This is a genomic window from Aestuariibius violaceus (assembly GCF_040779325.2).
Lineage (GTDB): Bacteria > Pseudomonadota > Alphaproteobacteria > Rhodobacterales > Rhodobacteraceae > Aestuariibius > Aestuariibius violaceus.
This window is the reverse complement of sequence record NZ_JBFONT020000007.1, coordinates 16,398-37,984: the sequence shown is the minus strand read 5'-3', so window position 1 is coordinate 37,984 and position 21,587 is coordinate 16,398. Positions and strand designations below refer to the sequence as shown.

18 protein-coding genes are annotated in these 21,587 nt (G+C 61.1%); 8 read left to right on the top strand and 10 right to left on the bottom strand.

Going from position 1 to position 21,587, the window contains the following annotated elements; translation table 11 throughout:
* On the bottom strand, positions 1-1,032 hold the full coding sequence (locus AADZ90_RS17735) for a branched-chain amino acid ABC transporter permease (protein ID WP_367311952.1): 1,032 nt from the start codon (positions 1,030-1,032) through the stop codon (positions 1-3).
* Positions 1,033-1,119: 87 nt separating this feature from the next.
* Positions 1,120-2,496 (bottom strand): substrate-binding protein, encoded by a 1,377-nt coding sequence (locus AADZ90_RS17730; protein WP_367311951.1) that lies wholly within the window; start codon positions 2,494-2,496, stop codon positions 1,120-1,122.
* A gap of 218 nt (positions 2,497-2,714) precedes the next feature.
* Here AADZ90_RS17730 and AADZ90_RS17725 point away from each other — a divergent pair, with 218 nt between their 5' ends.
* Complete coding sequence (locus tag AADZ90_RS17725) at positions 2,715-4,004, top strand: short-chain fatty acyl-CoA regulator family protein (RefSeq protein WP_367311950.1); 1,290 nt, start codon at positions 2,715-2,717, stop codon at positions 4,002-4,004.
* Between the two features lie 49 nt (positions 4,005-4,053).
* Here the strand turns inward: AADZ90_RS17725 and iolB are convergent, their stop codons facing one another.
* The 4 genes from iolB to AADZ90_RS17705 all read right to left on the bottom strand — a co-directional run bounded on the left by iolB (position 4,054) and on the right by AADZ90_RS17705 (position 7,934).
* Complete coding sequence (gene iolB, locus AADZ90_RS17720; protein ID WP_367311949.1) at positions 4,054-4,860, bottom strand: 5-deoxy-glucuronate isomerase; 807 nt, start codon at positions 4,858-4,860, stop codon at positions 4,054-4,056.
* Between the two features lie 113 nt (positions 4,861-4,973).
* On the bottom strand, positions 4,974-5,768 hold the full coding sequence (locus AADZ90_RS17715) for an ATP-binding cassette domain-containing protein (RefSeq protein WP_367311948.1): 795 nt from the start codon (positions 5,766-5,768) through the stop codon (positions 4,974-4,976).
* Position 5,769: 1 nt separating this feature from the next.
* A complete protein-coding gene (locus tag AADZ90_RS17710; RefSeq protein WP_367311947.1) occupies positions 5,770-6,885 on the bottom strand; it encodes an ABC transporter permease in 1,116 nt (371 codons plus the stop codon).
* Between the two features lie 101 nt (positions 6,886-6,986).
* On the bottom strand, positions 6,987-7,934 hold the full coding sequence (locus tag AADZ90_RS17705) for a sugar ABC transporter substrate-binding protein (RefSeq protein WP_367311946.1): 948 nt from the start codon (positions 7,932-7,934) through the stop codon (positions 6,987-6,989).
* 162 nt (positions 7,935-8,096) lie between these two features.
* Between AADZ90_RS17705 and AADZ90_RS17700 the strand changes: the two genes are divergently transcribed.
* Entirely contained in the window at positions 8,097-9,092 is a 996-nt protein-coding gene (locus AADZ90_RS17700; RefSeq protein ID WP_367311945.1) for a LacI family DNA-binding transcriptional regulator, read from the top strand.
* Here the strand turns inward: AADZ90_RS17700 and AADZ90_RS17695 are convergent.
* From AADZ90_RS17695 to AADZ90_RS17685, 3 genes are read right to left on the bottom strand one after another with little or no spacing between them, the layout of a single operon-like run.
* Positions 9,089-10,225, bottom strand: a complete 1,137-nt coding sequence (locus tag AADZ90_RS17695) for a Gfo/Idh/MocA family protein (RefSeq protein WP_367311944.1) — start codon at positions 10,223-10,225, stop codon at positions 9,089-9,091. The genes AADZ90_RS17700 and AADZ90_RS17695 overlap by 4 nt on opposite strands.
* Before the next feature lie 10 nt (positions 10,226-10,235).
* A complete protein-coding gene (locus tag AADZ90_RS17690) occupies positions 10,236-11,132 on the bottom strand; it encodes a sugar phosphate isomerase/epimerase family protein (RefSeq protein WP_367311943.1) in 897 nt (298 codons plus the stop codon).
* A 12-nt stretch (positions 11,133-11,144) separates the two neighbouring features.
* A complete protein-coding gene (locus AADZ90_RS17685) occupies positions 11,145-12,248 on the bottom strand; it encodes a Gfo/Idh/MocA family protein (protein ID WP_367312043.1) in 1,104 nt (367 codons plus the stop codon).
* Between the two features lie 118 nt (positions 12,249-12,366).
* Between AADZ90_RS17685 and iolD the strand changes: the two genes are divergently transcribed.
* The 6 genes from iolD (at position 12,367) to AADZ90_RS17655 (ending at position 20,535) form a co-directional block, all read left to right on the top strand.
* Positions 12,367-14,232: a 3D-(3,5/4)-trihydroxycyclohexane-1,2-dione acylhydrolase (decyclizing) gene (gene iolD, locus AADZ90_RS17680; RefSeq protein ID WP_367311942.1), complete on the top strand. Its 1,866-nt coding sequence runs from the start codon at positions 12,367-12,369 to the stop codon at positions 14,230-14,232.
* A 53-nt stretch (positions 14,233-14,285) separates the two neighbouring features.
* Positions 14,286-15,209: a 5-dehydro-2-deoxygluconokinase gene (gene iolC, locus AADZ90_RS17675; protein ID WP_367311941.1), complete on the top strand. Its 924-nt coding sequence runs from the start codon at positions 14,286-14,288 to the stop codon at positions 15,207-15,209.
* Positions 15,210-15,211: 2 nt separating this feature from the next.
* On the top strand, positions 15,212-16,054 hold the full coding sequence (locus AADZ90_RS17670; RefSeq protein WP_367311940.1) for a 5-deoxy-glucuronate isomerase: 843 nt from the start codon (positions 15,212-15,214) through the stop codon (positions 16,052-16,054).
* A complete protein-coding gene (locus AADZ90_RS17665) occupies positions 16,051-16,896 on the top strand; it encodes a class II fructose-bisphosphate aldolase (protein WP_367311939.1) in 846 nt (281 codons plus the stop codon). Before AADZ90_RS17670 ends, AADZ90_RS17665 begins: the two co-directional genes overlap by 4 nt.
* Positions 16,893-17,885: an inositol 2-dehydrogenase gene (gene iolG / locus AADZ90_RS17660; RefSeq protein ID WP_367311938.1), complete on the top strand. Its 993-nt coding sequence runs from the start codon at positions 16,893-16,895 to the stop codon at positions 17,883-17,885. The genes AADZ90_RS17665 and iolG overlap by 4 nt, the downstream gene beginning before the upstream one ends.
* A 214-nt stretch (positions 17,886-18,099) precedes the next feature.
* Positions 18,100-20,535 carry a GcvT family protein gene (locus AADZ90_RS17655; RefSeq protein ID WP_367311937.1) on the top strand — a complete coding sequence of 812 codons (2,436 nt, stop codon included), beginning with the start codon at positions 18,100-18,102 and terminating at the stop codon, positions 20,533-20,535.
* Between the two features lie 61 nt (positions 20,536-20,596).
* Here the strand turns inward: AADZ90_RS17655 and AADZ90_RS17650 are convergent, their stop codons facing one another.
* Positions 20,597-21,472, bottom strand: coding sequence for a hypothetical protein (locus AADZ90_RS17650; RefSeq protein WP_411997081.1), 876 nt, complete (start codon positions 21,470-21,472; stop codon positions 20,597-20,599).
* Positions 21,473-21,587 lie beyond the last annotated feature (115 nt).

Here is a 21,587-nt window from a genome sequence, read left to right as displayed (position 1 = left end):
TTACTCCTCCATCACGCCCTTGCGGCCCATAAGGCCCCGCGGACGGGTCAGCAGAATGATGATGGCTACGAGGTAGATGATGATCTGGTTGATGCCGGGCAGCAGATCGACCACCGCGGGCATCGAGGCGAAGCTTTCGAGGATGCCCAGAAGGAAGCCCGCGAAGACGGCGCCCGGCAGCGATCCCATGCCGCCCACGACCACCACGACGAAGGACAGGACGAGGAAGTCCATTCCCATATGGTAGTTCGGCGCGACGATCGGCGCGTACATCACCCCCGCGACCCCTGCGACCGCGGCGGCGAGGCCGAACATCATGGTGAAGCGCTTGTCGATATCGATGCCCAGCATGCCGACGGTTTCCCGATCGGCCATCCCGGCGCGGACGACCATCCCGAAGGTGGTGAATTGCAGGAAGGCGAAGACACCGGCGATGACGACGGCCGCGAAGAAGAAGTAAACCAGTCGCCAGTAGGGATACATGATCGTCAGCGGATCGAAGCCCAGGAAAGCCCCGAAATCGAGCGAACCGCGGAACGCATCCGGCGCGGGGGTCTGGATCGGGTTGGCGCCGAAGAAATACTTGATGATCTCCTGCAGCACGATGGCCAGGCCGAAGGTCACCAGGATCTGGTCGGCATGCGGGCGCTTGTAGAAGTGCTTGATCAGTCCCCGCTCCATCGCGAAGCCGACCAGGATCATGACGGGGATCGAAAAGAGGATGGCCAGCGGCACCGCCCAGTCGATGATGGCGTTGCCCGCGGGCTCTCCGAACCAGTCGTAGACGTAGGGCACGTCGACTTTCAGGGGGTTGCCCAGGAAATCGGTGCGCGTCTCGTCGACCACCTCGTGGCTGAGCGTCAGCAGGCGCGACATGATGACCGAGCAGAACGCGCCGAGCATGAAAAGCGCGCCGTGTGCGAAGTTCACCACGCCGAGCGTGCCGAAAATAAGCGTCAGCCCCAGCGCGATCAGCGCATAGGCCGACCCCTTGTCGAGGCCGTTGAGGATTTGGACGATGATCTGATCCATGGCGGAGCCCTTTCGATGGCGTCAGCCGCAAGGGAGGGGACCGCCGGCCCGTCAAGGGCCGGCAGCGATTTGCGAACGGTCAGGCGATCAGGCGCCGTTGTTGCACGATCCCAGCGAGCCGCCCGCGAATTGCGGGTGGTCGGGGGCATAGGTGACCTGATCGACCGGCGTGACCTCGACGATTTCCACAAGGTCGAACTCGTTCTCGGGGTTCTCCTTGCCCCGCACGACGACGACGTCCTTGAAGCACTGGTGATCATCGGCCCGGTAGAGCGTCGGGCCGTTGCCGAGCCCGTCGAACTCGAACCCTTCCAGGGCCTCGACCACGGCGCAGGGCTGGAAGCTGCCCGCCCGTTGGACCGCATCCGCATAGAGCAGCGTCTGCACATAGCAGGTATGGGCGGCCTGGGACGGCGGGAAGCCGTATTTCTGGCCGAAGCTCTGCACGAAGGCATTGGTGCCGGTGTACTTTTCGCCCAGCTGGTTTTCCAGCTTCCAGTCCCAGTTCTGCGAGCCGAGGATCCCGGCGATGTTCTGACCCGCGCCGCGGGCCATCAGCTCGGAATAGAGCGGCACGACGATCTGGAAGTCCTTGCCGTTGGCCTGGGCCTCGCGCAGGCCGAACTGAACGGCGTTGGTCAGCGAGTTGACCATGTTGCCGCCGTAGTGGTTCAGCACCAGCACGTCCGCGCCCGAATTCAGGACCGGCGCGATGTAGGACGAGAAGTCGGTCTGGGTGAGCGGCGTCTTGACGGAGTTCACGGTTTCCCAGCCCATCGCCTCGGTCGAGGCGCGGATGGCTTCCTCAGTCGTGTAGCCCCAGTTGTAGTCGGCCGTCAGGTGATAGGCCTTCCGGTCGCTGCCGTACTGATCGGCAAGGATCGGGGCGAGCGCCGCACCGGACATGTAGGAATTGAAGAAGTGGCGGAAGCCGTTGGCCTTCCGGTCCTTGCCGGTCGTGTCGTTCGAGTGGGTCAGACCGGCCATGAAGATGATGCCCGCCTCCTGGCAGAGCGCCTGCACGGCCACGGCCACGCCCGAGGACGAGCCGCCGGAGATCATCACCGCGCCGTCCTTTTCGATCATCGACCGGGCAGAGGCACGGGCGGCGTCCGATTTGGTCTGGGTGTCGCCGGTCACGTATTCGACCCGCTTGCCCATGATGCCGGTCCCGTCCAGCGTCTTGGATGAGAAGGTCTGCAGCATCCCGCCGTCGCCTTCGCCGTTCAGATGCTCGACCGCCAGTTCGAAGGCCCGCAATTCGTCCGCGCCTTCGTCGGCATAGGGGCCGGTCTGCGGCACGTTGAAGCCGAGCGTCACGGTGTCGCCGGTGGGGGCGTTGGTGAAGCCGGTATGGGCGTCCGCCCAAACCTTGCTGGTAAAGATCGTCGGGGTCGCCAGCGCGGCACCCGACACGGCCCCCGTTTTGAGCACCCGACGGCGCGTGAAGGTCGATTTCGACATGTTATCCTCCCGAATAAAACTGGCGGCTAAAGGGCTCCTCCTGCCCGCCGCCGGCGCTTTACAGCGCTGCCGAACCATGACCTGCATCGGAAAACCTATCAACAACACCTTTTAAATACTGGATTTTTCTGTAAACTTATCGACATACGGCAGCGCCGGTTCTGTAAAGTTCTTTTCGATGCAGCGCAGAGACGCGTTGAAATCTCAGGGGAAATCGGATGGTGCAGACAGCGGTCCATGTAGGCTCCCGCATCCGTGAACGGCGGATCGCCCTTGGCGTGCAGCAGGCGGAGCTTGCACGCCAGGTTGAGATCTCGCCCTCGTACCTCAACCTCATCGAACACAACCGCCGCAGAATCGGCGGCAAGCTGCTGGCCCGCATTGCCCGTAATCTGGACGTTGATCCGCGTACGCTCTCTGCGGCAGCCGATGTGGCTTTGATCGAGGAGGTGCGCGCGGCCGCTGCCGGTCTGGCCGACGGCGGTGGCGCCGCGCCTGAGTTCGACCGTGCAGCAGAGATGACGGCGCGCTTTCCCGGCTGGGCTACACTTTTGGCCCGGCAGGCCCGCGAGATCGATACCCTGACCGACCAGGTAGAGGCGCTGGGTGACCGAATGGCCCATGACCCCGACCTGGCCGCCGCGCTACACGACGTGATCTCGGCGGTGACAGCAATCCGGTCGACCTCATCCATCCTGGTCAATGGCGGTGATCTCGACGCCGACTGGCGGCAGCGATTCCACGCCAATCTCTATAACGACAGTGTCCGTCTGGCGGAGAGCAGCCAGTCGCTTGTCGATTACCTTGACACCTCGGCGGGGGAGGCCGCTGGGCGCCTTCCGACGGACGAGGTTCTGGCCTTCTTCGATGCACAAGGATGGTTCATCGACACGCTGGAGACAGGCGGCACCGGCGCCGTGGACGATCTTTGTGCACGTCATTTTCCGGTTGCCATCCGCAAGTCGGCCCGGCCCATCCTCATGCGATACGCCGTGGATGCTGAGGCGCTGAGCCTCGACCGACTGGCCGACGCCGTGTCTGTCTGTGGCCCCGATCCCGGCGCGATCGCCGCCTGCACGGGCGCCCCGATCGGCTGCGTACTCCGCCGCCTTGCTGTTGGAACAACAGGGCTCAAGGGGCGGCCCGCCGGGCTGATCCTGTGCGATCCGGCGGGCGCGATCCTTTTTCGAAAGCCGATCGCTGGGTTCTCGGTGCCCCGGCTGGGCGCGGCCTGTCCGCTTTGGCCGGTCTTCACCGCTCTTGGCCGGGTGGGTCAGCCGGTACGGGGAGAGCTGGCGATGCCGGATGTTCCGCCCTCACGCTTCAGCGCCTACGCGATTGCCGAGATCCGCGGCACACCCAGCTTCGACGACCCGCCCGTGATCGAGGCAACGATGCTGTTGTTAGGCGATGCGCCCGAGCGTCCGGATGCCCTTGAGGTCGGATCCAGCTGCCGCGTTTGCCCCCGCAAAGGGTGCCCCGCTCGTCGGGAAGCTGCGTTGCTCTAGCAGTGGTGAAAACGCGGGCAGCACGTCCTGCGCCTAGTCTCTATCCAAGTCACTGATCGGACCGCGCGATCCAGTCGTGAGCTGGGTCATTCTGGAAACGCCATTTGCGCAGCGGGCCGGCCATGACGTTTAGATAGTACATTTCATAGCCGTAGGGTGCGCCGCAGGGATGGTGGCCACGGGGCACCAGGACAACGTCACCGTCTTCGACAGTCATCGTTTCGTCCAGAGTCCGGTCTTCGGTATAAACCCGTTGGATCCCGAAGCCCTGTGCTGGATTTAGGCGGTGATAGTAGGTCTCTTCGAGGTAGGTCATGTTCGGAAAATCGTCTTCATCGTGCCGGTGGCTCGGGTAGCTCGACCAATGCCCGGCGGGTGTGAAGACCTCTGTCACCAGCAAACTGCCGGCAACGTCCCTGTCTTCCATCGCGATGTTGTTGATATAGCGCGTATTCGTGCCGGTGCCCCGGGGGGTCAGGGTGATCCCGTCCGGTCCAAGACGGCGCGCCGGATAACTCCCTTGAGCGGGGGCAGAGCAGACTGCGAGCGTGCAGTCGGTCATGGCTTCGACGGACCAGGACGTGTCGCTCGGTACGTAAAGGCAGTAGGGCGGCGTCTTCTCAAAGACCGATATTCGATCCCCCATCTCGCCATAATCCTTCCCGGACGCAGATACCCGCGCCTTCCCTTCGACCAGAACGAGGATCGCTTCCCGATCCCCCGTCTTAGCAACGGCGCGGTCAGCAGGTCGCATCCGATGAAGGTCGAAGCCGACGTAGGACCATCCGGCGCTTTCAGGTGTGATGTGGTGCACATGTCCCGTTGAGCCGCGCGGCGAGCGCTTGAGATCGGCCATGTTTGCCTCCTCGGACTGTCCGGTACGCACCGGCGGAATGGTTTTTTGAGTGTAGGGGTAGTCACAGGCATAGTGTTTCAGAGGCCCCCCAAGATCTTCCCGAGGGTTTTTCTTCAGACGGTTCCACCGAGCGCATCGTCGAGCTGGGCGAGTTCCTGACCACCGGCCATCATGTCCTGCAGCTCTTCCGGCGTGATCTGACCGCGTTGCGCGGTTCCCAGCGTCTTGCCGCGGTTGAGCACTGTGAACCGGTCTCCAACAGCGAGTGCGTGGCGTACGTTATGTGTAATGAAGACCACCGCGATGCCCTGCTTGCGCACCTTGTCGATCGTCGCGAGCACGTTGGAGGTCTGGCGCACGCCAAGGGCAGAGGTCGGTTCGTCGAGGATCAGCACTTTCGCCCCGAAATGAACGGCACGGGAGATCGCGACTGTCTGCCGCTCTCCTCCAGACAGAGTACCTACCGCCTGATCGGGGCCGCGCAGGTTGATACCCATCTTGCGCATCTCCTCCATAGTCACACGATTGGCGTAGTCATGATCGAAGAACTTAAGGCCCAACCAGCTCTTTTGGGGCTCGTTTCCCATGAAGAAGTTTCGGCTTACGCTCATGAGCGGGATCATCGCCAGGTGCTGATGCACGGTTGCTATCCCGGCCGCGATCGCATCGCGCGGGTCGTCGAAGTGCATCGGCTTGCCTTCGAAGTAGATATCGCCCTTCGTCGGCTGGTGGACCCCGGACATTGTTTTGATAAAGGTCGACTTCCCGGCGCCGTTGTCGCCCAGAAGGCAGTGACACTCGCCCGGGAAAATATCGACCGAGACGCCAGCCAGTGCGATGACACTGCCGAAGTGCTTCTCAATGTTCTTCATCTCGATGATCGGGGCGTGTTCGGTTCGAGAGTTCATCTTACCGTTCCCCCGTAATCATGCGCCGAATGTAGGTGTTCAGGACCACCGCGAAGAGCAAGATCACCCCGAGGAAGACCCGGAAGAGCGAACTTTCGACGCCGGCAAAGAAAAGGCCCTGCTGGACAACGCCGAAGATCAGCGCGCCGAGCGCTGCGCCGATTACCGAACCGTAGCCGCCTGTTAGAAGTGCGCCGCCGATGACCACCGCGATGATGGCCTCGAATTCCTTCAAGAGGCCCCGGTCCGCCCCGGCGGAACCGAACTCCATCACCTGACAGGTGGCAAAAACGGTGGCGCAGAACGCGGTGAACATAAACATCAGGATCTTCACGCGGTTCACCGGCACACCGGAGTTCCGCGCTGCCTCCGCGTCACCGCCCGACGCATAGATCCAGTTGCCAAAGCGGGTTCGCGTTAGCAGCACATGGCCTAGAATGATCAGGACAATCGCCCAGACAACGAGCATCGGAAGGCCATCAATCACAGGTTCCCCCATGCGGGTGCCCCGTTGGAAGGTATCAATCACGCCGATCTCGCCAAGCCATTGGAAGAATGGCTTGCCAATCTTGGCCCCAAAGATCGCACCAAGCCAATCCCCCTCGGCGGCGTCGCGGATGCCGCCGATGATGGTTTTGCTTTCGAGCGTTTGCGGGATGTAGATGGTGAATCCTCGCAGGATGAACAGCGAAGCAAGCGTCACGATGAAGGAGGGCAGGCCGGTCTTGATCACGATGATGCCGTTGACGGCCCCGATGCAGATACAGAGGGCGAAGGTCGTGAGGATGGCAAGCCACATCGGCCATTCGAGAACCACCCCGAAGACCGCAATCATCATGCCGGCAAAACCGATCATTGACCCGACCGAGAGATCAAATTCGCCCGCGATCATCAGCAGGCATGCGCCGACGGCGATAATCATGAATTGGGCCGATACGACCGTCCAGTTCATGATCCCTTGGGGCGCGAACATGCCGCTGTCAAAGGCGGTCAACAAAAAGAAGGTGAAGACAAGGGCAGTACCGCAGATGCCGCCTAGCTCTGGCCGTATCAAAGAGCGTCGCCAGGCCGGTATCGCCTTGATACGCTCGTCAGTCGATGTCGCGGCATCCGTCATCACAGATCTCCGGTATTATCGAGTGCGAAAATGGGCGCGCGCGAATTTTCGCGGCGCGCCCCGAATGAAGGTCCGGCCCTTTCCTGAGCCGAAGATCCCCCTTAGCGGAATTCGCCTGCGAACTCCTCGACTTTGGCCAGACCTTCCTTGGTCACGAAGCCAGGGCCGGAGTTGATGTTGTTGCCCGGCAAGACACCGTAACGGTCCCAGTTGGCCAGAATGACAACCGGCATATAGGCCTGCAGGAACGGCTGCTGATCGATGCCCCAGTTGATGACATCGTCCTTGATGGCCTTGACGATCTCTTCGCCCAGATCGAACGTACCGAAATGGATGTCGCCCGCCATGCCGTTTTCCTGCAGGGCGGCGATGGTCGGGTCTGCCGACACAGGGCCCAACGTGAGGATACCGTCAACGTCCGGGTTCGCGGAGAGATAGGCCAGGACCTTGTTCTTGATTTCCGCCGGATCGGTGCCGCTATCCATCATCGCATCGCCAAGCTCGACGCCCAGGCCGTCCGCATAGCCGCGGCAACGTTCCCCGACGGTGGGCTGCTGGATGGCGTGGTTGACACAAAGAAAGTTGGTGACGCCTTCCTCCTTAGCGCGAAGGCCCGCGGCGAAGCCCGCATCATATTCCGGCTGGCCCACATACATCAGCGCGCCTACTTCGCGGGCCTGTTCTGGCGTCCCCGTGTTCATGATGATGACGTCAATGCCCTGATCGACGGCATTCGTGATGGGGCCTTTCAGCACGTCAAAATCCGCCAACGTGGTGATGATGCCATCGGGCCCAGACGCCACCGCTTGCTCGATAATGCGCGCCATGTCGGCGATATCGCCGGTCGGCGGGTTCCGATACTCCACCTCGACGCCGACCTGCTCCCCCGCAAGTGCGATGCCGTTTTTGATGGTGTTCCACCATGTATCGCTGTCGGGTGCGTGGCTGACCAGTACGTAGCTGAGGTCTCCATGGCCCTCCGCAAGCGCAGACAATGGCGCGGCCACAAGCGTAGTGCCAAGGGCCGCCGCCTTAAAAATGGTTCTCATGAGCTCCTCCCAGTTACTCATTTTCGATCGCCGGTCGGGCGGTAGGCCCGCCTCGTCTGATCAGCAAAGCATAAGGATGGTCATAATGCAACCGGTTGCAAAAACTGAGTTCCCTTTTCAAGGCGCTCCGCTTAGCGTTTTGCCCAAGCACAAGGGTTATGCATGTCAGTCACGTTGAAAGAGGTTGCAGAGCGCGCCGGTGTTTCCCGGTCCGCAGTCTCTCGGACCTTCACGGAGGGTGCCTCGGTCTCTCACAAGACCCGCCGAAAGGTAGAGAAGGCCGCGGAAGAACTCGGGTACCACCCAAACGCGCTCGCCTCGTCATTGACGACAGGGCGCACCAAGTTGATCGGGCTGATTTCCAACAACTTCCACAACCCCCTGTTCTTGGAGGTCTTTGACCTTTTTACCCGCTCTCTTCAGGATCGCGGCCTGCGGCCACTTCTGGTCAACCTTACGGAGGAAACTGACCCGGCAAGTTCGGTCCGACTTTTACGCCAGTATTCCGTCGACGGGGTGATTGTCGCCTCTTCCACCCTTTCCCCGGAGTTCGCCAAGGCGTTTCGCGACGCGCGTATGCCGGTGGTCCATTCCTTTGGCCGCTTTGCCAGCGCGCCCAGTGTCCATGTCGTTGGTATCGACAACGTTGAATGTGGGCGCATGGCCGCCCGGACCCTTCTCAAAAGGGGCTACAAAAAGCTGGCATTTCTCGGGGGCCCCCGAGAGGCCACCTCTACAGTGGATCGTCGCGCGGGATTTTTCGAGGTGCTGAAGGGCGAGTCCGAGATTGAGGTCAGCGAATCCTATGCCACGGCTTATTCGTTTGACGCCGGTCGCCATGAGATGCTCCGGCTTCTCGAGGGCCCTCCTGCCGAGGCTTACTTCTGCGGTGACGACGTCCTCTCCGTCGGGGCGTTGAGCGCCGTCGAGACGAAAGGGCTGCGTATTCCCGAGGATGTCGGGATCATCGGACTGAACGATATGGAGATGGCCGGGTGGGCTAACATAAACCTCACCACGATCCGGCAACCCGTCCGGCAGATCATCGACAGTTCCATCGAACTTGTGGTTGCGATGCTGGATGAGCCGGACCGTTATCCGGAAGCCCGGCTTTTTGCCTGCGAGGTCATTGAGCGGGGGACGCTTCGGCCGCTTTAGCGGAACATCGGTGGGCGGGCGTCGACCCACGCGCCATTTGCGCCCGCGGATCTGACGGCTGCGTAGACCGCCGCCATGGAGCGCAGTCCGTCCTCGGCTGAGGGCAGGGCGCCTGCGGCGTCACCGCGGATGCTTGCCGCGAGGTCCACATAGATGTTGGCCACAGCCAGAGGAAACCCTTCGGGATGCGCGATCGCCACGCGGCTGAGCCGTTGCGCATCGTCAGAGAGGCCCGCCTCGCCCTTTTCCATGATCTGGGTACGTTTGCCCACCGGCGTATAGAGCACTTGGTTCGGCTGCTCCGACGCCCAGCGGAAGCCGCCCGTCTCACCGAAGACCTGGATGTCGAATCCGTGCTGTCGGCCGATCGCCACCGACGAGGTCCACAGCCGCCCTATAGCACCGCCGGACATGCGGAAATTGACCATGGCGTCATCCTCAAGCTCCCGACTTGAGATGGTTGAAGCGAAATCGGCCGAGAGCTTCTCTACCTCATCGCCCGCGATGAAACTCGCCATGTGCAGCGCGTGGATGCCGCAATCGGCGAACTGCCCCGAGACGCCGGCCATGGCGGGATCGTAGCGCCAGCGGACGCGGGGGTTGTCTGCATCCGCCGCGTCGCCGTGATGCCCGTGGCTGAAGTTCGTGACGATCAGACGCACCTTGCCGATCTCGCCCGCCGCAACGCGCGCGCGCATCTCGCGCACCATCGGGTAGGCCGAATAGCAGTAATTGACCGCACAGATTTTACCGGAAGCTTTCGCCACCTGCACGATCTCCTCACCTTCTTCGACGGACATGGTCATCGGCTTCTCGCAGAGCACGTTGAAGCCCGCCTCCAGAAAGGCCTTCGTGATTTCGAAATGGGTGCTGTTGGGCGTGGCGACCGTTACCAGATCCAGGCTGTCTTCGCCGCGCGCCGCCTCTGCCGCCAGCATTCCCCGCCAGTCGCCATAGGCCCGATCGCCAGCTATACCCAGTCTTTCGGCATAGGCCTTGCCCTTCGCTGCATCGGCATCCAATGCTCCGGCTGCAAGGCGGAAGTTTCCGTCTGCTTGGGCCCCCAAGCGGTGGGCAGGCCCGATCTGGCTTCCCTCACCGCCGCCGATCATGCCCCAATTCAGTCGCTTCATGATGCGGCCCTCACTCAAACCCGATTGACCGCAGATAGGCCCGGTTGGCTTTCGCATCGCCCATAGGGTCGGTGTCCGGCAACGTGGGATCGCAGTCCTGCTCCACTGTACACCAGCCTTCGAAGCGACCCTCCATCAGCAGGTCCCTCACCCGCGGAAAATCCACATCGCCATTGCCCAAATTGCAGAAGATCCCCTGACCGCAAGCGTCGTAAAACCCGGTTCCCCGGGCGATCACATCTGCCTTTACCGCCGGATCGATGTCTTTGAAGTGCATATAGCTGATGCGCGGCAGGTGGCGCTTCATGAAGGCTACCGGATCATAGCCCGCATAGGAGTGGTGGCCGGTATCAAAGCAGATCTTCAGGATGCTTTCATCAATCTCGTCCAAGAGACGCTCCAGTTCCGGTTCAAAGTCCATGAAGCCTGCGGCATGGGCATGAATGCCGACCGTTAATCCGTATTCCTCAGTCCCCATCTTCGCCACCTCGGCAATCCGGTCGCGATAGGCCTCCCACTCCGCCTGATCCATCTTTTCCGCCGCGTCCCAGCGCCCGGCTGTCGGTGCCCGTCGTTCGGAGATCGAGTCGATCAGCACGAGATGCTGCGCGCTGTGGGCGACGAGCGCCTGGCAAGTGCGCACAGCACCGTCAAGCACATCGTCCCAGGCTGCCGGGTCATGGAAGGGGCGGAAAACCACGCCGCCGATAAGCGTCAGATCATGTTCTGCCAGTGCCTCAGCGACCTGCGGCGGGTCCTCGGGCATAAAGCCCACTGGCCCCAATTCGATCCCCTTGTATCCGGCTTCTGCGTTTTCCCGCAGCACATCCCGCCAATCCGGATTGCGCGGATCGCCTGCAAATTCGACGCCCCAGGAACAAGGGGCATTGCCGATCTGAATTGCCATCTTAAGGCTCCCCTAGCTAGCGGCAACGGGCGTCCAGCGCCCTTGATCATGGGATCGACGGGCGGCGTCCACGACGCGGGCGACGGCCAGCCCATCCCGGAATGTGGGCCAATGCGGCGTCCCGTCGGCGATGGCCTCAAGGAAATCGCGCGCTTCGATAATGATCTGGTCCTGATAGCCGGTGCCGTGGCCCGGCCCCTGACAAAACGCGAGATAGTCCGGATGTGCGGGCCCGGTGAGGATTTGGCGAAACCCGCGCTCGGCCTCCGGGCCTTCCGCCTTGTAGAGCCAAAGCGCGTTCTGATCTTCCTGGTTGAACCGGATCGCGCCCCTGGTTCCAGTGATCTCATAGATGTAACCCATCTTCCGGCCAGTCGCGATGCGGCTGAAATAGAGATGGCCCCGGGTGCCATCTGTGAAACGGCAAAGCATCTGGGCCTGGTCATCGTTGGTCACGGGCACACCACCGCGACTCTCGTGAACCGTTTCGATCTCGGCCATTACGCTCTCGATCGGTCCCATCAACGCGAGGGCTGCGTTGATCAGGTGGGGCGCGAGATCGCCCATCGTGCCGTTCGCCTCCCCATCGGTACGCCAACTCGCAGGCAGCTGTGGGTCAGCATAGAAATCCTCCGTGTGCTCCCCGCGGAACCACGTCACCTTGCCGATCGCACCTTCCGAGATCAGCTGCCGTGCAAACTGAGTGGCCGGAGTGCGGACGTAATTGAAGCCGATCATATGGACTGCGCCACCGGTCTCTGCGGCGGTCACCATCGCCTCTGCATCCGCAATCGAAGCCCCCAATGGCTTTTCACAGAAAACGGGTTTGCCCAAGGCGAACGCCGCTTCAGCGATCGCTCTGTGTGTCTTTTGCGGTGAGGCGATCACCACGGCCTCGACGCCTGGATCCGCGACGAGATCTTGCCAATTTGCGGCTGCTCGCGCGAATCCATAGGCCGCTCGATAGCGTTCTGATGAGGCCGGGCTCGAGGCTGCAATCATCTCCAGCCGAGGGCGCAGGCGGGTCTGAAACACAGCACCTACGGCGGCATAGGCCACCGCGTGGGCTTTGCCCATGTATCCGCCACCCACCAGACCAATTCCGATCTCCGGCACGGCTCCTCCCAAAAATCCGTTGCAACCGGTTGCAAGAGCGGTATCCTTCCGCTCAAAACCGGTCAAGCGAAATACGCGACCGTGGGCGCCCGACTGCGCCGTGGGAGGGAGAATGGGAATGACTGACGGTACGGTCCGCCTGACCACGGCACAGGCGATCATCCGCTATCTGAATGCTCAGTTCATCGAGATCGGCGGGGAGCGAACAAGACTTTGCGGCGGCGGTTTCGGCATCTTCGGTCATGGCAATGTGACCTGCTTGGGCGAAGCGCTCTATGATCATCGCGACACCCTGCCGCTCTACCGTGGACAGAATGAGCAGGGCATGGGATTTGCGGCGGCAGCCTATGCAAAATACCACCTGCGCCGCCGCTTCATGTTCTGCACGGCCTCTGCTGGCCCTGGTACGGCGAATCTCCTCACAGCAGCGGCACTCGCCCATGCCAATCGCCTGCCCATGCTCATGCTGTGCGGCGATACCTTCCTGACCCGCCTTCCTGACCCGGTGCTGCAGCAGCTTGAGCATTTCGGCAACCCGGCTCTCGGGCTGAATGACGCCTTTCAGGCGGTCAGCCGGTACTGGGACCGGATCACCCATCCGGCCCAGGTCATCCAGTCGCTTCCTGCGGCAATAGCAACGATGCTGGACCCCGCCGATTGCGGCCCGGCCTTCCTTGCCCTGCCGCAGGACGTGCAGGGCTGGGCCTACGATTTCCCGGTCGAGCTTTTCGAAGAAAAGACCCATCGCATCCGTCGCGTCATGCCCGACGAGGCTGAGATCGCGGATGCCGCGGCCCTTCTCACGACGGCTGAACGTCCGGTCATCATCGCAGGCGGTGGGGTTCAGTACTCCGAGGCAGTGGCTGAACTCACGACCTTTGCCGAGAGCTACAAGATACCCGTTATCGAGACCATTGCGGGCCGCGCAAACCTGCTAAACGATCACCCTCTCAACATTGGTCCTGTCGGTGTGACCGGATCCGATAGCGCCAATGCGGTTTCTGGGGCCGCTGATGTGATCCTCTCGATCGGATCACGTCTGCAGGACTTTACGACTGGATCGTGGACGGCCTTCGCCAAGGACGCCAGGTTCATTTCACTCAATGTCGGGCGACACGATGCCGGCAAGCACCGTTCCCTGCCCGTTGTCGGAGACGCCAGACTCGGCCTGCAAGCGCTGTCCAAAGCAATGGCCGGCTACCAGACCCCCGCGACCTGGGTCCGTTTCGCGCAGGATGAGCGCAAGAAGTGGAACGCTTACGTTGCTGAGAACATCCGCCCTGGCAACCGCCCCAACTCCTATGCCCAGGCCATCGGGGTCGTGAACGCGCTTTGCGACAGGCGAGACCGCGTCGTTGCCGCCGCCGGTGGCCTGCCAGCCGAGATCACGGCCAATTGGCGCACACTCGATATCGGTACCGTGGACGTGGAGTTCGGATTTTCCTGCATGGGCTACGAGATCGCAGGCGGCTGGGGCGCGCGCATTGCGCAGTCGGAGAAGGAGCCTGATCAGGACACGATCGTCTTCACCGGCGACGGGTCATATCTGCTGATGAACTCGGACATCTATTCCTCTGTCCTCACCGAGAAAAAGCTCATCATCCTCGTACTCGACAATGGTGGCTTCGCTGTCATCAACAAGTTGCAGAACAACACCGGCAACGAGAGCTTCAACAATCTTCTTGAGGATGCGCCGACCATCCCACAAGCCTTCAGCGTCGACTTCGTTGCCCACGCCGCTTCGATGGGCGCCAACGCCGTTTACGCAGACAATGCAGAGCAACTGACCGACGCCTTCAAGGCTGCCAAAGCCGCTGACAAGACCTCCGTGATCGTCATGAAAGTCGACGCCTATGAGGGCTGGACCACGGAAGGACACACCTGGTGGGAAGTGGGAACACCAGAAGTCTCGGAACACGCGTCGGTCCGTGAGAAGCATGTCGAGATCGAAGCCGAACGTGCCAAGCAAAGGCGAGGGGTGTGATGCTCCTTGACGGGATTGCCAAGAGACGCTTTGCGGTGTTCGGACGCGCAGGGATGGATCTTTTCGCAGATCCGATCGGGACCCGAAGCGAGGATGCGGCGGTTTTTCAGTCCGGCCTTGGCGGGAGTTCTGCCAACATCGCCGCAGGGCTCTGCAAATTCGGGGCGGAAGCGGCTCTGGTTACTTCTGTTTCCGATGACGCCGTCGGTCGCTTTTGTTGCAACCAGCTTGCCCGTTTCGGGGTGAAAACGACCCACGTGAAAGCGGTGAGCGGTGAGTATCGCACCTCGCTTGCAGTCTATGAAAGCCGAACCGAGAATTTCCAGAACGTCATATACCGCAATGGCGCGGCCGACTTTGAAGTGACGGAAGCCGACATTGATGCAGTCGATCTCGACAGCTTCGGGGTGCTGGTGACCACCGGGACCGTCTTTGCCGCCGAACCGTCGCGCAGCGCCCATTTTCACGCCTTTGAGAAGGCGCGTGTGGCGGGTATTCCGGTTATCTTCGACATCGACTATCGCCCATATTCTTGGCCGTCGCCGGAGATTGCCTCGGACGTCCTCAGCCGCGCGGGCGCGATGAGCGACATGATCGTCGGCAATGACGAAGAGTTCGGCTTCATGGCAGGTCGCATGGAAAGAGGTCTCGCAAAGGCGAAGGAACTCGCCCGAGCCGGCGCAGATATCGTTGTCTACAAGATGGGAGAGAAGGGCGCGATCACCTTCGCCGGTGGCCAGGAAATACGCACGGGCATCTATCCGGTCGACGCGGTCAAGCCCAACGGTGCGGGAGACAGCTTCATGGCGGGTCTCCTTGCCAGCCTGTCCGAAAGCCGGCCGCTCAAAGAGGCGATCCTGCGCGGTTCGGCCTGCGCATCGATCGTCGTCTCCAAACCGGGCTGTGCGCCCGCTATGCCAGACTCCGGCCAGCTCGAGGCGTTCCTTGCCCAGCATCCGGGGCCTACGGAGGTCTAGTCATGCATATCCCACCTTATGAGAATGCGAACAAACCGATCGTGGATGTGGATCACAGCCATGTCCCGCTGACCTATTTCAACATCGTCAAACTGAAGAAAGGCCAGAGTTTTGGCTACGCGGTTCCCGGGTACGAGACCTGCATCGTGCCTGCGACTGGGCTGATCGACGTGTCCGTCGGCGGATTTGAGGCGAAGTCGCTCGGCGGCCGTGGTGTAGATGTTTGGGATGGCGAGCCAGAGGGCGTTTACGTTCCCACCGCGGCCAAGGCGAGCTTCACCTGCCTATCGGACGATGCGGAAGTTTTTATCGCGGGTGCGAGATTCGACGAAGTGCTCGAGCCGTTTGCCGTGCGCGCAAGTGAGCTGGATCTTGTACAATACGGCTCCGACGACACAAAGACTCATCGCAAGATCAAGCATATCCTCGGCCAGAAGCAGCATGATCGGGTCGGCCGCCTTCTGGTCTCGGAACTCTTCACCGTGGGGGCAGGCGGCTGGTCAGGCTTTCCAAGCCATAAGCACGACACCGACCGGTTACCGGAAGAGACCCGGCACGACGAGACCTATAACTTCCGCTTCAAGCCCAATCACGGTTCCGGCCTTCAAATGCTCCAGCGCGTCGATAATGAACCGGGTGATGCCTACCACATCGTGGACGGTTCCACGATATGTATCGACAAGGGCTATCATCCGTGCTGCGTGCTGCCGGGCTACGAGATGTACTACTTCACTATCCTCGGTGGTCTCAGTCAGCGGAGTCTGAAGCAATACTTTCAGCCTACCCATGCCGAGCAGCTTCACACGATCCCCGGGATCATGGACATGGTGGCCAAGTTTAAATGACGCTTGCCACCCTGAAAGACGTGCTGCAGCCCGCGCTTGCAAAAGGCTATGCCGTGGGCGGGCTCGTGACCTTGGGCTGGGAGGATGCACGCGCCTATGCCCGTGCAGCAGAGGCCGTAGGGTTGCCTGTGATCCTACAGGCCGGCCCATCCTGCCGGGCGCATACACCACTGCCAGTGCTGGGCAAGATGCTGCGCCATCTTGCCGAGAATGTCGCGGTCCCGGTCGTCGTCCATCTCGACCATGGCTACACTTTCGAGGAGTGTCAGGAGGCACTCGACGCGGGATTTACCTCACTGATGTATGACGGCTCTCGCAAGCCGTTGGAGCGGAATATAGACGAGACGGCGCGTATCGCAGAGCTGGCCCATTCGGCGGGTATCTCTTGCGAAGGCGAAATCGGGTTTGTTGGGTACGATCAGGGGGAAAGGTCGCTTGGAACCGACGCGCAAGAGGCTGCGCGGTTCGCCCGCCAGACCGGTATCGATGCAATGGCCATCTCTGTCGGAAACGTACATCTCCAACAGAAACAGGAAGGTGGGCTGGACGAGGCGCGTATCCGGGATATCGAGGCGGCAACAGATGTGCCGTTGGTCATTCACGGCGGCTCGGGTGTGCCCCCTGCGCAGCGCAGTGCCCTCGCCCGCGGCTCGCGGATCTGCAAGTTCAATATCGGTACCGAACTGCGCATGGCTTTCGGATCCGCCCTGCGCGCGGCTCTCGAAAGGGATGCTAAGCGCTTCGATCGGGTGCAGATCCTGTCGGAGGTCGAAGATCCGCTTCAAGCTGCGGCTCAGCGTGTCTTGCGGCAACTCGGTCCTGTCGAGGGAGGCGCGAAATGATCAGGCTTGGGCTGCTCGGCTGCGATCGTATCGGACAGGTTCATGCCGGAAGCCTGTCCCGGATCGGGGAGGCGCAGCTTGTGGCGGTTGCCGATGCTGTCCCGGAGGCTGCGAAAACGCTGGCATCCCGGCACTCTGCACAGGTGCGCGACAGCGAAGCGATCTTGTCCGATGCCGATATCGACGCCGTGATCATCGCCACTCCGACATCGCTGCATTTCGACCAGATCCATGCCGCTGCGATCTCCGGAAAGGCAATCTTCTGCGAAAAGCCCATCGATCTGTCATCCGAGCGGGCGTCAATCTGCGCGGAGGCCGTGGCCGAAGCTGGAGTGACATTCTTCACCGGTTTTAATCGGCGCTTCGACCCGAGTTTCGCGTATCTCGAAGCGCAGATCCGCACAGGTGTGATCGGCGAGGTCGAGATGATCGTGATCACATCCCGTGACCCCAACCCGCCGCCTATCTCCTATGTCGAGACATCTGGTGGGTTATTCCGGGACATGATGATCCACGATTTCGACATGGCACGGTTCTTGTTAGGCGAAGAACCGGCCGAGTTGTTCGCAACGGGCTCCTGCCTCGTCGACCCCGCGATCGGCGCGGCAGGGGATATCGACACCGCCGCGGTCACGTTGCAGACGGCGAAAGGCAAGCTCTGCCAGATCAACAACTCCCGCCGCGCCACCTATGGCTACGACCAGCGGATCGAGGTGCACGGGGCGGGCGGAATGCTGCGTGCGGGAAATCATCCGGAGCATTTCGTTGAAAGGGCAGGTACCGGAGGCTTCACACATGCCCCCAACATGCATTTCTTTCTGGAGCGCTATGAGGCCGCATATTTGCTCGAGATGCGCGCTTTCTTGGACGCGATCCGCAAGGGCATAAAGCCGTCACCCGGCATCGAGGACGGGGTCGCAGCCCAAAGACTGGCAGACGCTGCAGCCCGCTCGCACGCCCTTGGCATGCCGCTGAAGCTTTCGAGGTGATCGTCTCTGGGTTTTCTCAGTTCCGAGGCATCGTTCTATCAAATCGGTAGGCTGCTCGCGAATTCCGGTTGAAGGCCGATAACCTCGTTGACGATGCGAGAGCCATTTGGGACGCATTGAGGCCGGCAAGAGTTGGCCATGGTCATACCCGGTTCTCAAATCCCTCGCTGCAAATGGTCTTCCGCGTCAGGGATCCGACAAGGAGGAGGTTGAGATGAGAGAAGTACCTGGTGCCGCGCGTGCCGTCGTGATTGGCGGAGGTGTATCGGGCTGCTCCGTGGCCTATCATCTGGCCGATCTGGGGTGGGACGTGGTGCTCCTGGAACGCCGCCGACTGACCTGTGGCACCACTTGGCATGCGGCCGGCTTGATCGGCCAGCTGCGCTCGAATGCGAATATGACCCGGCTGGCGCGCTATTCGGCCGATCTCTATGCGCGCCTTGAAGATGAGACAGGCATCGGAACAGGGATGCGCCGGACGGGGTCGCTGAGCCTCGCGCTAACCGAGCATCGGCTGACAGAGATTCGCCGCCAGGCGGGCCTCGCCCGGGCTTTTGGTGTCGAAGCGCATGAAATCACGGCGGCCGACGTTGCAGGCCTTCACCCGCATGTTGAGATTGGAGACGTCCTTGGTGCTGTCCACCTGCCGGGCGACGGGCAATGCGATCCCGCAGGTGTCGCGATGGCGCTCGCCAAGGGCGCGCGGATGCGCGGCGCTTCGATCATGGAGGGAGTGAGTGCTACGGACGTCCTGACAGAGGATGGTCGTGTAACAGGTGTGACGTGGGTGCGGGACGGCGAAACCGACACGATCGCTTGCGAGCACGTTGTCAATTGTGGCGGCATGTGGGGCCGCGAGTTGGCCGCGCGCGCCGGCGTTACGCTGCCGCTCCATGCCTGCGAGCATTTCTATCTCGTGACCGAGCCCATCGCGGATCTCGACCGCCTTCCGGTACTGCGGGTCCCAGATGAATGCGCCTACTACAAGGAGGATGCAGGCAAGATCCTGTTGGGCGCCTTCGAACGCGTCGCAAAGCCGTGGGGCGGCGCAGGCATCCCCGAGAACTTCGAGTTCGATTCGCTTGCCGAGGATTTCGAGCATTTCGAACCGATTCTCCAGACTGCCATCGCGCGTATGCCGATGCTCAAGGAGGCGGGAATCCGCACCTTCTTCAACGGTCCTGAGAGCTTCACGCCAGACGACCGCTACTATCTTGGAGAGGCGCCGGAGCTTCGGGGATACTGGGTCGCCGCTGGCTATAACTCGATCGGCATCGTCTCATCGGGTGGGGCAGGCCGGGCGCTGGCCGCCTGGATGGATGACGGTCTGCCGCCACACGACCTTTGGGACGTCGATATTCGCCGGGCTCAGCCGTTCCAGCGTTCGAGGCATTATCTCGGCGAACGCGTGAGCGAGACGCTTGGTCTGCTTTACGCAGATCATTGGCCCTTCCGGCAGCCCGAGACGGCCCGTGGCGTGCGCCGCACCCCGCTGCATGATACCCTGAAGGCGCGCGGCGCAGTCTTTGGAGAAGCCGCAGGATGGGAACGCGCCAACTGGTTTGCCCGCGATGGACAGGAGCGGGAGTACTGCCATGACTGGCACCGCGCCAACTGGTTCGAAAACCGCGCGGTCGAGCACATGGCCTGTCGTGAGGACGCGGGCCTCTTCGACCTGTCGACCTTTGGCAAGATCCGCGTCGAGGGACGCGACGCCTGCCATTTCCTGAACCGCGTTTGTGCAGGCGAGGTCGACGTCGCCCCGGGCCGCATCGTCTACACCCAGATGCTCAACGCCCGCGGTGGGATCGAATGCGACCTGACCGTAACGCGACTGTCCGAGACGGCTTTTCTGTGCGTCGTGCCCGCGGCCACCGTGCGGCGCGATCTGGCCTGGCTGACCCGGCATGTCGGCGATGATTTCGCCGTCATTACCGACGTGACGAGTGGTGAGGGCGTGATCGCAGTCATGGGCCCTCGCGCGCGTGAGGTACTGATGGCGGCCGGTGCGGGCGATCTATCGAATGAAGGACATCCCTTCGGAACCGCGCGTGAAGTAGAAATCGGTCTTACCCTTGCCCGTGCGCACCGCGTCTCCTACGTCGGGGAGCTTGGTTGGGAGCTCTATCTCCCGACCGATCAGGTGGCCCATGCTTTTGAGGCAATCATGGGTGTCGATGCACCTCCGAAGCTTTGCGGTCTGCATGCTCTCGATTCACTGCGCTGCGAGAAGGCGTTTCGCCATTTCGGCCATGACATTACCGACGAAGATCACGTGCTGGAGGCCGGTCTCGGTTTCGCGGTCAGGACCAGCAAGGGCGACTTCATCGGCCGCGATGCCGTGTTGCGTCGGCGGGAGGCAGGCCTGACGCGCCGTATGGTGCAATTCCTGCTCGATGATCCCGATCCTATCCTGCATCACGACGAGACGATCCTGCGGAACGGCGAGCCGGTCTCGATCCTCACGTCGGGCTCTTATGGCCACGCCCTTGGGGCAGCCGTTGGTCTAGGCTACGTGCCTTGCGCGGGAGAGACTTCGGCTGATGTGCTGGCAAACAGCTACGAGATTGAGATCGCGGGCACACGTGTCCCCGCATCGATTAGCCTGCGGCCCCTATATGATCCTTCAGGCGCGCGCATGCGTTCATGACAGGCGAAGGCCAATACTGAAGAGGGCCAGAAGGAGGCTGAGTAGTATCATCTGTCCGTCTTCAGAGTTTTTCGGAAAGGGTAGGCCGTTTCGTAACGGAGGCTCCGGTTCGGTTTCTGCTTGAGTTTAGGCGGCGGCTTGGTGCTGCAGGCGGCGGGCTGTCCGTGCATGTAACGACAAATTCCTTCTTGAATTCCTCTCCGGACGGAAGGCGCAGTGCAACGGTTGTTTTTCCGGACTTGATAAGCCCACGGGGCAACAGCTGCTTAATACCGCCACGTCCTCCAGAAATCTTGAGACGGTATAGATCGTCACGAGACGCATCATTGCGTACATCGCAAAACCACGAACCGTTAAAAGAGAGGCCCATCGTGAAAACAGCGCCTGGATTATTCGTGTCCACAGCCCACCCACAGAACAAAGATTCTTCGAGGCTCTCAAAATGAAAATTGTATCTGGGCGTAGGGGTGTTAACCCGGGTAATGAACTTGGACGCAAGGAATGATGCCCCGCGACTATTCCCTATTTCAGCTGAATCCAGGTGCGATTTCGCCGGAGCTAAGCCCCTCTGAGCAGCGATCTCGGGAGTAACTGGAATTCGACGACTGAGCAGAGTTCGTTTCTGGCCGCTCAAGCAAACAGTCACGCGGCAGTTGCTTGCAAGGTAGAGATTATCGATTGGGACCCGAAAGCCGAACGTGCCAGCACCAATCTTTTCTTCTTTCAGATCTGCTCGGAAATTGTTGGCTAAGACCCTGCGGTGAACCAGGTCGCCGTTCAGAAAGATATCGACGAAAAGAGGGGTTTCATCGTTTTTCTTGCGGATCCAGCCATGCAGGTAATCGCCAATGTATCCATCAATGTAACCTTGATATGTTTTCAGCTGTCGAGCGGTTCGCAACCTGTTCGCAGCTTCTTCAATTATGCGTATGATCAACAAAATCTCGCAGCTAGCATATTGGAGGTTTCACGGAGCAATAGACTAGCGATGCGACATATCCCAGTGGTTGTAAAGCAGTTTGCAGCGCAGGGCTGACGACCACATTGGAGTA

Excerpts from the sequence above, each read along its gene's own strand:
- AADZ90_RS17735 (WP_367311952.1), bottom strand. The coding sequence starts at position 1,032 with ATGGATCAGATCATCGTCCAAATCCTCAACGGCCTCGACAAGGGGTCG.
- AADZ90_RS17730 (WP_367311951.1), bottom strand. The coding sequence starts at position 2,496 with ATGTCGAAATCGACCTTCACGCGCCGTCGGGTGCTCAAAACGGGGGCC.
- AADZ90_RS17725 (WP_367311950.1), top strand. The coding sequence starts at position 2,715 with ATGGTGCAGACAGCGGTCCATGTAGGCTCCCGCATCCGTGAACGGCGG.
- iolB (WP_367311949.1), bottom strand. The coding sequence starts at position 4,860 with ATGGCCGATCTCAAGCGCTCGCCGCGCGGCTCAACGGGACATGTGCAC.
- AADZ90_RS17715 (WP_367311948.1), bottom strand. The coding sequence starts at position 5,768 with ATGAACTCTCGAACCGAACACGCCCCGATCATCGAGATGAAGAACATT.
- AADZ90_RS17710 (WP_367311947.1), bottom strand. The coding sequence starts at position 6,885 with ATGACGGATGCCGCGACATCGACTGACGAGCGTATCAAGGCGATACCG.
- AADZ90_RS17705 (WP_367311946.1), bottom strand. The coding sequence starts at position 7,934 with ATGAGAACCATTTTTAAGGCGGCGGCCCTTGGCACTACGCTTGTGGCC.
- AADZ90_RS17700 (WP_367311945.1), top strand. The coding sequence starts at position 8,097 with ATGTCAGTCACGTTGAAAGAGGTTGCAGAGCGCGCCGGTGTTTCCCGG.
- AADZ90_RS17695 (WP_367311944.1), bottom strand. The coding sequence starts at position 10,225 with ATGAAGCGACTGAATTGGGGCATGATCGGCGGCGGTGAGGGAAGCCAG.
- AADZ90_RS17690 (WP_367311943.1), bottom strand. The coding sequence starts at position 11,132 with ATGGCAATTCAGATCGGCAATGCCCCTTGTTCCTGGGGCGTCGAATTT.
- iolD (WP_367311942.1), top strand. The coding sequence starts at position 12,367 with ATGACTGACGGTACGGTCCGCCTGACCACGGCACAGGCGATCATCCGC.
- iolC (WP_367311941.1), top strand. The coding sequence starts at position 14,286 with ATGGATCTTTTCGCAGATCCGATCGGGACCCGAAGCGAGGATGCGGCG.
- AADZ90_RS17670 (WP_367311940.1), top strand. The coding sequence starts at position 15,212 with ATGCATATCCCACCTTATGAGAATGCGAACAAACCGATCGTGGATGTG.
- AADZ90_RS17665 (WP_367311939.1), top strand. The coding sequence starts at position 16,051 with ATGACGCTTGCCACCCTGAAAGACGTGCTGCAGCCCGCGCTTGCAAAA.
- iolG (WP_367311938.1), top strand. The coding sequence starts at position 16,893 with ATGATCAGGCTTGGGCTGCTCGGCTGCGATCGTATCGGACAGGTTCAT.
- AADZ90_RS17655 (WP_367311937.1), top strand. The coding sequence starts at position 18,100 with ATGAGAGAAGTACCTGGTGCCGCGCGTGCCGTCGTGATTGGCGGAGGT.